The organism is Gaiella sp. (assembly GCF_035710885.1).
Classification (GTDB): domain Bacteria; phylum Actinomycetota; class Thermoleophilia; order Gaiellales; family Gaiellaceae; genus Gaiella.
The window spans coordinates 171,152-181,693 of record NZ_DASTCS010000076.1; the positions used below are offsets into that span (position 1 = coordinate 171,152).

A 10,542-nucleotide genomic window follows, 5' to 3' on the forward strand; every position below is an offset into this window, starting at 1 on the left:
AGATGGCGTACGCAAACCTCGAGGAGAAGCTGCAGGCCGCCGGCGGCGCGATGGAGATGGCCCGCGACTCGCAGATCGGGCCGTATGTCTACCCGGCGGTGCCCGCCGAGTTCTCGAACTGGCGCGAGGAGCAGGTCGCGTGGCGTGAGACGAGCGCGCTGTTCGACCAGTCGCATCACATGCTGGATCTCCAGATCGAGGGCCCGGACACGGTCGAGCTCCTTTCCGACCTCGGCGTGAACTCGTTCGCGAGCTTTGCCGTCGACAAGGCGAAGCAGCTCGTCGTGTGCAACAGCGACGGCTACGTGATCGGCGACGGGATCCTCTTCCACCTCGAGGAGAACCGCGTGCGCCTCGTCGGCCGCCCCTCGGCGCACAACTGGGTGCAGTACCACGCCGAGACCGGGGACTACGACGTCGAGGTGACGCGCGACGAGCGAACCGCCGTCAACCCGACGGGGCGGCGACAGATCTACCGCTTCCAGGTGCAGGGGCCGACGGCGCTCGACGTCCTCCGGAAGGCAAACGGCGGCTCGCTGCCGGAGATCAAGTTCTTCAACATGGGCGAGCTCACGCTCGGCGGCCACACGGTGCGAGCCCTGCACCACGGCATGTCGGGCGTCCCGGGGCTCGAGCTGTGGGGGCCGTGGGACGAGCGGGAGGACGTGAGGGGCGCGATCGTCGAGGCCGGCCGGGACTTCGGCCTCAGGCAGGTCGGCTCACGCGTCTACGCCACCAACACGCTCGAGTCCGGCTGGATCCCGTGCCCGCTGCCGGCGGTCTTCACGGGCGACGACCTGAAGGCGTACCGGGAGTGGCTCCCCGCCGACGGCTACGAGGGAACCGGCTCGCTCGGCGGCAGCTTCTACGCAGACGACATCAGCGGCTACTACCTGACGCCGCACGACCTCGGGTACTGGCCGTTCGTGAAGTTCGACCACGACTTCGTGGGGCGGGAGGCGCTCCAGGCGATCGCCGACGAGCCGCGCCGGAAGAAGGTCACGCTTGCCTGGAACGGGGAGGACGTCGCGCGCGCGGTCGGCACGCTCTTCGAGAAGGGCGACCCCGCGAAGTACATCGACATCCCGCTCTCGAACTACGCGACCTGGCCGTACGACAAGCTGCTGCGCGACGGCGAGATGGTCGGTGTCTCGACCTTCTCCGGCTACAGCTACAACGAGCGCTCGTACCTCTCCCTCGGGATCGTCGACGTCGACGTCGAGCTCGGCACCGAGGTGACGCTCGTCTGGGGCGAGGAGGACGGCGGCTCGTCCAAGCCCGTCGTCGAGCGCCACGTGCAGACCGAGATCCGCGCGATCGTCAGCCCTGCTCCGTACTCCGAGGTGGCGCGCACGTCCTACGCCGAAGGCTGGCGCACGAAGGCGGGTGTGGCCTGATCCCCGTCTCGCTGTGCAAGCTGCATGAACAGCCACTACGCCGGGATCCGCATGAACGCGCGCATCTCGGCACCAGAAACGATGCTTGACACACGCTCCTGTTCAGCAATACGGTACACAGGCCCCGACGGCGGGGTGAGGTCACGGCTGCGGGCGGCCATGCCGCTCGGGAGGTGATTGCATGCAGCGTCGCGTTCTCATCGGAAGGAACGGTCGCCGCGTGGCCGTTCTCCTGCTCGTGCTCGGCCTCGCCGGCATCGCCGGTGGCGTCCAGCAGGCTTCGGCACGCAAGGCGGCCCAGGACCCGATCGTCGTCGGCAGCACGCTGTCGCTGACGGGCTCGTTCGCGGCGACCGGCGTCATCCACAAGGCCGCCGGCGAGGCGTACGTCCGCTGGATCAACTCGAACGGCGGCCTGCGCGGGCGACCGGTCGAGTGGAAGCTCTACGACGACGAGTCGGACCCGGCCAAGGTCACCGCCCTCTACGAGCGGCTGATCAGCCAGGACCGCGTCGATCTCATCATGGGCCCGTACGCGACCCCGAACATCGTGGCGGCGCAGGCAGTGGCCGAGCGGCACGGCTTTGTCCTGCCGAACCACACGGCCGTGCTCACGTACGCGCTCACCTACCGGTGTCAGTTCCCGACCTGGTCGACGGGCGGCAAGCCGAATCTCACCGTGCCGCGCACCGTGTTCACGGCGCTCAAGACCCAGCGGCGCCCGCCGCAGCGGATCGCGTTCGTGACCAACACGGGCGGCTCGACGAACTTCATCTCGTACGGGGCGCCGAACTCGAGCGGCGGCGGTGCCGTCGAGGAGGCCCGGAAGGCCGGCTTCAACGTCGTGCTCGACCTCAAGTACCCGCCCACGGTCTCCGACTGGGGCTCGATCGCGGCGCAGGTGCGGGCCGCGCAGCCCGACCTCGTCTGGAACAGCGGTCTCGCCACCGATCCCGTCGGCCTGATCCAGGCCATGGACCAGCTCGACTACCGGCCGCCGCAGTTCTTCACGCTCTTCCCGGCCCCCGGGCCGCTGCTCGGTCTCGGTGACCGGGCGGACGGCGTGCTCTCGATCACGCTGTTCGAGCCGAACGGCAGGCTCCTGAAGCGGATGGGCAAGAAGGCCCAGGACATCGTCGCGCGCTTCGCGCAGCGGGCAGCGGCGAACGGCCTCAACTACCGCGTGTTCGACTCGCAGGCAACCGCGTCGTGGACGGCATGGGAGGTGCTCGCCGCCGGCGTCAACGGGGCGCGCAGCCTCGACCAGGATCGCATCTGCAACTACCTGCGGGCAAACGGGGCGAACACGACGTTCGTCGGGAAGCTCAAGTTCAACCCCGCCCTCAACAACTTCTCCGTCGCCCGGAACCTCGTGAAGCAGATCCAGAACCGGCGCTGGGTCGTCGTCTGGCCGCCGAACCTGAGGGTTGCGAAGCTCCAGGGCCCCCGGGGCTAGGGAGCTTCCCGATCGAGTGGGGGCGCCGCCGCGGCGGCGCCCCGGCTCGAGGTGCGGCCGCGCCGCGCTGACACCGCTCGTGTCGGATCGACACAGGCTCCTCACGGCCGTGCGATCTGGCGCTCATGCGGTCTCCGGCGGGCCGACACGAGCTTGTGTTGAATCACGGCAAGTGTTGTCCAGACCGCGGGCCACCACGGCGTGGAGCAGGCGCACTGCCCGAACCCGCGGTGCCGGAGGAGTGCGGTGAACACGTACGTGCAGGCCGGGGTGTCGGGCGTGATGATCGGCGGGCTCTACGCCGTGATGGCGCTCGGCCTGTCGCTGACCTGGGGCCTGCTCAGGATCATCAACCTGGCGCATTTCGCGCTGATCCTGCTCGGCGCCTACGTCACGTACGAGCTGACGACCTCGACCGGCGCCGACCCCCTGCTCGCCGCGCTCGTCCTCGTGCCCTCGATGTTCGTCCTCGGCGTTGCGATCCAGTGGGTGATCGAGCGCTTCCAGGTCGACGAGTTCAACTCGCTGCTGCTCAGCTTCGGGCTCTTCATCATCGCGATCCGCCTGATCAGCAACATCTGGAGCGCCGACTTCCGCCAGATCGAGGCGGACGAGAACCCGTACGCGTCGCGGGCGCTCTTCGTCGCCGACATCGCGTTCCCCGTGCCGCAGCTGATGGCGCTCGGCGCCGCCCTCGTCTTCGCCGTCGCGTCGTTCGTCGTGCTGCGCCGGACGTACTTCGGCAGGGCGCTCCGCGCGCTCGCGTACGACCGCGAGATGGCCGCCGCATTCGGCGTGAACCCCCGCCGGATCGGCATGCTCGCCGCAGGCCTCGCCTCGGCGATGGCCGGCGTGGCGGGGGTGCTGATCGGCGTCAACCAGGCCATCTTCCCGCAGCTCGCCTTCGAGTGGGTCGGTCTCATCTTCGCCGTCGTCATCCTCGGCGGGATCGGGAACCTGCTCGGGGCGGTCGGGGCGGGCATCCTGATCGGCCTCGTGGCCGGGCTCGTCGGCGTCGCGTGGACCCCCCAGGGGGCGCCGCTCGTCGTCTTCCTGCTGCTCATCCTCGCTCTGCTGTTCCGGCCCAACGGGCTCTTCGGCCGGCTTGGCGCGTCATGAAGGTGGCGCAGCTCGTGGCGGTGCTGGCGGTGGTCGCGGCGCTCGCCTTCGTGCCCAACCTCCAGGACGCGACGGGCTTCGCGCCCTACTACCTCATCTACGGCTACTTCGTCTTCTTCTGGATCGCCCAGGCGACGAGCTGGAACATCCTCTCGGGCTACACCGGCTACTTCAGCTTCGGGCAGGGCGCGTTCTACGGTCTGGGCGTCTACGCCGCGGGCGACCTCGTCACCCGTGAGGGCGTCAACTACTTCCTGACGATCCCGATCGCGGGCGTCCTGGCGGCCGCACTGGGCGCGGCGATCGGCGCGCTCGCGTTCCGGCTCGGCTCGCTCCGCGGCGAGATCTTCGCGCTCCTCACGCTCGCGGTGACGTTCACGCTCGCGTCCGTCGCAGCGCTGAGCACCTGGGTGGACGGCGGCCAGGGCATCGCGCTCACGATCCCTGACTACCCGTCGTTCCTGGGGGAGTTCCAGGACCTGATCTACCGCCTCGGCCTGGCCGTCGCCGCGCTGGCGGTCGTGACGGCGTTCCTGATCCAGGGCTCGCGGTTCGGCTGGGGGCTGTTCTCGATCCGCGACGAGGAAGGCGTCGCCGAGGAGCTCGGCGTGCCCACGTTCCGCTACAAGATGCTCGCGATCACGATCACCGGCTTCCTGGGCGGCCTCTCGGGGGCCGTCGCGGCCTTGCAGATCGGCTACCTGACCCCGGAGGGCGTCTTCTCCCTGAACGTGCCGCTGCTCGTCGTCGTCATGTGCGTGCTGGGCGGGCGACAGCACTGGCTCGGGCCGGTGCTCGGCGCGCTCGTCATCTACAGCCTCCAGGAGCAACTGACCAACTCGGGGTTCGGCGAGTGGGGGCAGGTGATCCTCGGCGGGATCCTCGTCGTCGTGATCCTGTTCGCGCCCGAGGGCCTCTACGCGCGGCTGCGTGACGACCCCCGACGCGCCGTTCTCGCAGGCGTGACGCTCGTCGTGACGATGCTCGTCGCCGCCTTCGCCGGGTGGGGCATCGTGACCGACTGGGTCGGCACCGGGCTGGCCGCCGCGACCCTGGTGCTGCTCGTGGGCGGCAGACGCGGACGGCGACGCAGCCTCGAGGAGCGGCGCGATCTCGCCGCCTCGACGATGGGAGACGCTGCGGCGCCATGAGCCAATCCCTGCTCGAGGTCGTGGACGTCCACAAGCGCTTCGGCGGCGTGCACGCGCTGGCCGGCGTCTCGCTCACAGTCGAGCGGGGCGAGGTGGTGGGGCTCGTCGGGCCGAACGGATCCGGGAAGTCGACGCTGATCTCCGTGCTCGCCGGAGTCCACGCGCCGACGGCGGGGCAGGTGCGGCTCGAAGGGCGCAGGGTCGATCGCGAGGCGCCGCACGTCCGCTCCCACCTCGGCGTGGCGCGCACGCACCAGATTCCGAAGCCGTTCGAGTCGATGACCGTACGCGACAACGTCGCCCTCGCCTGCATGTTCGGCCGCCGAGGCGACGGGCTGGACGCGGCCCGCCTCCGCGCCGAGGAGTATCTCGACGTGGTCGGGCTCACGGCGAGGGCCGACGCGCGCCCGCGCGAGGTGAACCTGCACGAGCGCCAGATGCTCGAGCTGGCCCGCGCGCTCGCCAGCGAGCCGACCCTGCTCATGCTCGACGAGGTGCTCGCTGGGCTCAACCCGGCGGAGCTCGACGAGGCCCTCGGCGTGCTGCGGAGGATCCACGAGCGCGGTGCCACGATCATCCTCGTGGAGCATCTGATGCGCGTCGTCACCGGCATCGCGACCCGCATCGTCGTGCTCGACCGCGGCGTCAAGCTGGCGGACGGCGAGCCGGGCGCCGTGATGGGCGATCCCGCCGTGCGGGAGGCGTACCTGGGGCGTGAGGCCGTTGCTTGACGTCCGCAAGCTGAACGCGTACTACGGCGAGGCCCGGGCGCTCCGGGACGTCGACCTCGAGATCGCCGACGGCGAGATCGCGAGCGTCGTCGGACCGAACGGCGCAGGGAAGAGCACGCTGGTCAACGCGATCGCCGGGCTGCTGAGGGACCGGCGCGGCGAGATCGTCTTCGACGGCGTCGACCTGATGCGACCACGGAGCTACGAGGTCTGCGAGCACGGAATCGCGATCGTGCCCGAGGGGCGACGCGTGTTCGCCGGGATGACGGTCCGCGACAACCTCGAGCTGGGCGCCTACCGCCGCGGCGCGCGGGCCGAGCGCGGCGAGCGGCTCGCGCGCGTCCACGGCCTGTTTCCGATCCTGCGGCAGCGCGCCGAGCAGCGAGCGGGGACGCTGAGCGGCGGCGAGCAGCAGATGCTCGCGCTCGGCCGCGCGCTGATGGCGGGGCCGCGCCTCCTGCTCCTCGACGAGCCGTCGCTCGGCCTCGCTCCGGTCGTCGTCGACACGCTGTTCGACGCGCTCCAGGCGATCCACGCCTCCGGTGTCTCGGTCCTGCTCGTCGAGCAGAACGTGACGCGCGCGCTTGCGATCTCGCAACGCGGGCACCTGCTGAGCGACGGCACGATCGTGCGGTCGGGCTCGGCGTCGTCGATGCTGAACGACCCGGACGTCCAGCGCATCTGCCTCGGCGTCTGACGCGTCTGGCCGGTCAGGACCGAGCCGCCTCCTCGAGGCCGACGGCGAGGACGTCGCGCAGCGACCTGGGCGGGGCGCCGGTGAGCTCCTCGACGGCGGTCGAGACGCCGCCGAGGAAACCCTCGCGCGCTGCGGCGGGGAAGCTGGCCACGACACGGGCCGCCGCCTCCGGCAGTCCGCCGGCGATCAGCCCCGCGATCAGGGCGTCGTCGTCGACCTGCACGACCTCCACCGGCCGGTGAGCCAGCTCGGTCGCCAGTGATGCGATGTCCTGCGGCGAGATCGCATCGGGGCCGGTGATGTCGTAGGCCCGATTCTCGTGCCCGTCCTGAACGAGCACCGCCGCCGCGGCCGCGGCGCAGTCGTCCCGGGAGACGTAGGCGGTGCGCCCGCTGCCGGCGCTCGTGACGAGCCGTCCCGACGCGATCGCCTGTCGGACGACCGGGACCTGGAACTCGGCGTAGAGGTTGTTGCGCAGGAACGTCCACGCCAGCCCACTGCCCCGCAGCGCCTCCTCGGTGGCGCGGTGCGAGGGGACGACCGCGGCGGGATTGCCTTCGCTCGGCTCCGGGACCGACGTGTAGATCAGCTGTCGCACGCCGGCAGCCGCAGCGGCCTGGATCGCCGCTCGGTGCTGTTCGGCGCGGCGCTCGAGATCGACCGCGCTGATCAGCAGCGCGCGGTCGACGCCGCCGAACGCGTCGGCGAGCGAGGACGGCTCGGTGAAGTCCGCGTGCCGCACGACCGCACCACGCTCGGCGAGCGCGGCGAGCGTTTCCGGCGTCCGCGTCAGCAGCACGACGTCGGCGGGGTCGAGGTGCTCGAGGAGCAGGTCGGACACCTGCCGGCCGAGGTGGCCGGACGCTCCGGTAACCGCGACGGTCATGGGCTTTCCTTTCAGGAATCGTCGAGAATGCCGCTGCCGACAGGGTAAGCGACCCAAGGAGGGGAGCCATGAAGCTCCTGACCCCGTCCCGCCTCGTCGCCGGCGCAGCCGTCGCACTGGCCGCGCTCGGCTTCACCGTCGCCTACACGGGCGCCGGTGCGAGCGCCGCTCCCACCGCGGCCGCCAGGAAGGCGTGCGTGCACGGCACGGCGCTGCTCGAGCGCAACAAGAGGAACGTCGTCGCGTACTACACGAGGGCGTTCAACGACAAGGAGCCCGAGGACGCCGTGGAGAGGTACGTCGGGTTCGACGAGCCCGGCCAGGACCTCGACGGCTCGGGCGAGCCGCACCTCTACATCCAGCACAACCCGTTGGCGCGGAGCGGAGCTCCCGCGTTCATCGAGTTCGTGCGCAGCTTCACGACGGCGTTCCCCGACGTGCACATCGACATCCGGCGTGTCGTCGCCGAATGCGACCTCGTCGTGACGCACGCGCTGGCCACGGGCGCCGTGCCCGTCTACACCGCGCTCGGCAGCAAGGTGGTCGACATCTTCCGGCTCGACGAGCACGGGAAGATCGTCGAGCACTGGGACGTCCTCGCGGCGATCTCGCCGACCTCTGCGAACGGCAACCCGGAGGTGTGAATCGGAAACGAGCGAGCGGGGGCACCGTCTCCCGCTCGCCCGTGCCCCCGCGACGGGCGGGGTTGTAGCGTGAGGGAATGGCTGCGGACTACGAGATCGCCGTCGCGGGCGGAGGGATCGCCGGGCTGACCGCGGCTCTGTTCGCCGCGCGTCAGGGCCGGAGCACCATCCTGCTGGATCCACTCGGGGCGGGCGGCGCGATCCTGAACACGGAGCGGGTCGAGGACTTCCCGGGCTTCCCGGAAGGCGTGCCCGGCTTCGAGCTCGTCCCTCGGATCTCCGAGCAGGTCACCGACGCCGGCGCCGCCGTGGAGCCGGGGGACGTGACGAGTGTCGAGCAGCGTGGCGACGACTGGGTCGTCGCCACGGATGCGCGCGAGATCCTCGCTGCCGCCGTCGTCGTAGCCACCGGCACGAGGCCCCGCAAGCTCGGCGTGCCGGGCGAGGCCGAGCTCGAGGGCAAGGGCCTGAGCCACTGCGCCGGCTGTGACGGCCCGCTCTACCGGGGTCAGGTCGTCGCGATGGTCGGCGGCGGCGACTGGGCGCTCCTGGAGACGCTCGAGCTCGTCGGGCACGGGATCGAGGTGGTGCTCGTCGACGCGGATCCGTCGTTCAGCGGGCAGGAGACGTACGCCGGCCGCGTTCGCGAGAGCGCACAGGTCGAGGTCAGGCACAACACGGTGCTCGAGGAGATCCTCGGCGACGGCCACGTGGAGGGCGTCCGGGTGCGCGAGCTCGCGAGCGGCGAGTCGTCGGTCGTGCCCGTCAAGGCGGTCTTCGTCCACGCCGGCCGCGTCCCGAACACCGCGTTCCTGGACGGAGTCCTCGCGCTGGACGAGCTCGGGCGCGTGCCCACGGACACGTGGATGCGAACCGAGCGTCCGGGCCTCCTTGCCGCAGGCGACGTGCGGGTGGACGCCGGAGGCAAGGCGATCACGGCCGCGGGCGACGGGGCGACGGCGGCGATCGCCGCACACCGCTACCTCGCCCAGCGCGTCCGCTGAGGCGCGTCCGGGTGGTGGGGATGCGGGGGGCGTGGGGCGTGGCTTCAGGGGCGTGGCTTCAGCCTCGCCCCCCTGGTGACCCCGAGCCTCAGCGCCAGGCGTCGATCGAGACGGCGGCCTTCTGCCCAGCGTTCGTCCGGAACTTCGCGCGCATCGGCGAGCCCATGAAGATGCTGAAGTGCCCGTTCGTCTCGCCGCCGGCGACGACGACGTTGATCCGGTCAGGCTCGAAGACGGGGATCAGCTCGTCGGGCGGCGCGTTCCAGTAGCTCGCGAACGGCTCCACGCCCGACTCGACCTCCTCGTGGATCAGGTTGAGCATCACGTGGTCCCAGTAGCGCCTCTGCGGGATCTTCGCGTTCTCGTGAATCCACCGGGCGAGCTTCTCCTTCGTGTCGAACCCCTTCTCGACGAACTCGCGCGCAACGATCGGGTCGAGCACGAGCGTGCACCCCATCCCGGGCTCGAGCCCGGAGATCATCGCGACGAGCTTCTCCTCCCAGAACGTGCGCAGGTACTCGGCCCAGACGTTGCCCCAGATGTACGAGACGGTGACCGTGCTCTCGTCCACCGAGTAGCCGTACTTGAGGTGGTACGGCTCCCAGGGGCTCGCCTCCTCGTTCTCGGCGTAGGTGATGCAGTTGTAGGAGAAGTTGCAGCCCTGCGAGCCGGCGTACGTCTCTCCCGGCACCGAGCCGCCCTGGAGGTTCTGCGAGAGCAGGCCGAAAGCGCGTCCGATCGTCGAGTTCGCGTGGTTGTAGGGCCCGAGCGCGCCGATCCCACTGTTCATCCCGATCTCGTGCCGGATCGGGCCGTTGACGACGACCATGTTGCCCATCGAGGACATGCTGCTCTGGCGCCCGGTGTCGCCGCTCGACGCGAGCGCGAGGATCACCGGGAAGTACTCCGGCGCGGCGCCCGCCATCACGGCGTTCACCGCCACCCTCTCGACGTCGAAGTGCCAGTGCTCCATGCCGATCGTCGGACGGAGCTTTCCGACCATCTCGTCCGGCGGATGACTCGTTCCCGCCAGCATCCGCTCGACGCGCTCCTCGGTCGGCAGGACGACGGGGAGGAAGTCCGTGTAGCGGTGCACCTGGAAGAGCGCGTGCATCTCCTCCTCGCCGTCGGCCTCGACGTAGCGGGGCGTCGAGCGGTCCCAGCCCTCGCCGCGCAGCTCGTCGTCGGGAACGGGACGCGTGAGCTGGTCGAAGACCTCGACCATGAACGGCCGCTCGTGGACGGGGTCGTCGCCCTCGACGTACCCGCGCAGCACCGCGGGCGACGAGTTCATCAACGGGGTGGGGACGAACACCTGTCGCGCGCTCGGCATCCCGTGCGTCTTCACCGTGTTGCGCACGAGGTGCGCGAACACGTTCAGGTGCACGCCCACGGTGGGCACTCCGTAGTTCGACTCCAGATCGACGACGTGGCCGGAGACCTCCGGCGCGCAGCCG

General features: G+C 70.5%; 10 protein-coding genes. 8 read left to right on the plus strand and 2 right to left on the minus strand.

Annotation, left to right across the window (positions count from 1 at the left end):
- The first annotated feature begins 2 nt into the window (after window positions 1–2).
- The 6 genes from ligM to VFO26_RS17740 all read left to right on the plus strand — a co-directional run bounded on the left by ligM (window position 3) and on the right by VFO26_RS17740 (window position 6,551).
- Window positions 3–1,397 carry a vanillate/3-O-methylgallate O-demethylase gene (ligM, locus tag VFO26_RS17715; RefSeq protein WP_325116415.1) on the plus strand — a complete coding sequence of 465 codons (1,395 nt, stop codon included), beginning with the start codon at window positions 3–5 and terminating at the stop codon, window positions 1,395–1,397.
- Between the two features lie 220 nt (window positions 1,398–1,617).
- Window positions 1,618–2,853 (plus strand): amino acid ABC transporter substrate-binding protein, encoded by a 1,236-nt coding sequence (locus tag VFO26_RS17720; protein ID WP_325116416.1) that lies wholly within the window; start codon window positions 1,618–1,620, stop codon window positions 2,851–2,853.
- A 246-nt stretch (window positions 2,854–3,099) separates the two neighbouring features.
- Window positions 3,100–3,972: a branched-chain amino acid ABC transporter permease gene (locus tag VFO26_RS17725; RefSeq protein WP_325116417.1), complete on the plus strand. Its 873-nt coding sequence runs from the start codon at window positions 3,100–3,102 to the stop codon at window positions 3,970–3,972.
- Window positions 3,969–5,123 (plus strand): branched-chain amino acid ABC transporter permease, encoded by a 1,155-nt coding sequence (locus VFO26_RS17730; protein ID WP_325116418.1) that lies wholly within the window; start codon window positions 3,969–3,971, stop codon window positions 5,121–5,123. The genes VFO26_RS17725 and VFO26_RS17730 overlap by 4 nt, the downstream gene beginning before the upstream one ends.
- Window positions 5,120–5,854, plus strand: a complete 735-nt coding sequence (locus VFO26_RS17735) for an ABC transporter ATP-binding protein (protein WP_325116419.1) — start codon at window positions 5,120–5,122, stop codon at window positions 5,852–5,854. Before VFO26_RS17730 ends, VFO26_RS17735 begins: the two co-directional genes overlap by 4 nt.
- On the plus strand, window positions 5,838–6,551 hold the full coding sequence (locus VFO26_RS17740) for an ABC transporter ATP-binding protein (protein ID WP_325116420.1): 714 nt from the start codon (window positions 5,838–5,840) through the stop codon (window positions 6,549–6,551). The genes VFO26_RS17735 and VFO26_RS17740 overlap by 17 nt, the downstream gene beginning before the upstream one ends.
- Window positions 6,552–6,564: 13 nt before the next feature.
- On the opposite strand, the gene VFO26_RS17745 is transcribed toward VFO26_RS17740, so the two are convergent.
- A complete protein-coding gene (locus VFO26_RS17745) occupies window positions 6,565–7,437 on the minus strand; it encodes an SDR family oxidoreductase (RefSeq protein ID WP_325116422.1) in 873 nt (290 codons plus the stop codon).
- A 68-nt stretch (window positions 7,438–7,505) separates the two neighbouring features.
- On the opposite strand from VFO26_RS17745, the gene VFO26_RS17750 reads away from it, so the two are divergent.
- Together VFO26_RS17750 and VFO26_RS17755 are read left to right on the plus strand one after the other, a co-directional pair.
- The gene (locus VFO26_RS17750; protein WP_325116423.1) at window positions 7,506–8,081 is read left to right on the plus strand and encodes a nuclear transport factor 2 family protein; all 576 of its coding nucleotides are present in this window, start codon (window positions 7,506–7,508) and stop codon (window positions 8,079–8,081) included.
- A gap of 77 nt (window positions 8,082–8,158) precedes the next feature.
- On the plus strand, window positions 8,159–9,085 hold the full coding sequence (locus VFO26_RS17755; RefSeq protein ID WP_325116425.1) for an NAD(P)/FAD-dependent oxidoreductase: 927 nt from the start codon (window positions 8,159–8,161) through the stop codon (window positions 9,083–9,085).
- 88 nt (window positions 9,086–9,173) lie between these two features.
- Here VFO26_RS17755 and VFO26_RS17760 read toward each other — a convergent pair whose 3' ends face one another.
- Window positions 9,174–10,487, minus strand: coding sequence for a UGSC family (seleno)protein (locus VFO26_RS17760; RefSeq protein WP_325116426.1), 1,314 nt, complete (start codon window positions 10,485–10,487; stop codon window positions 9,174–9,176).
- Window positions 10,488–10,542: the final 55 nt, after the last annotated feature.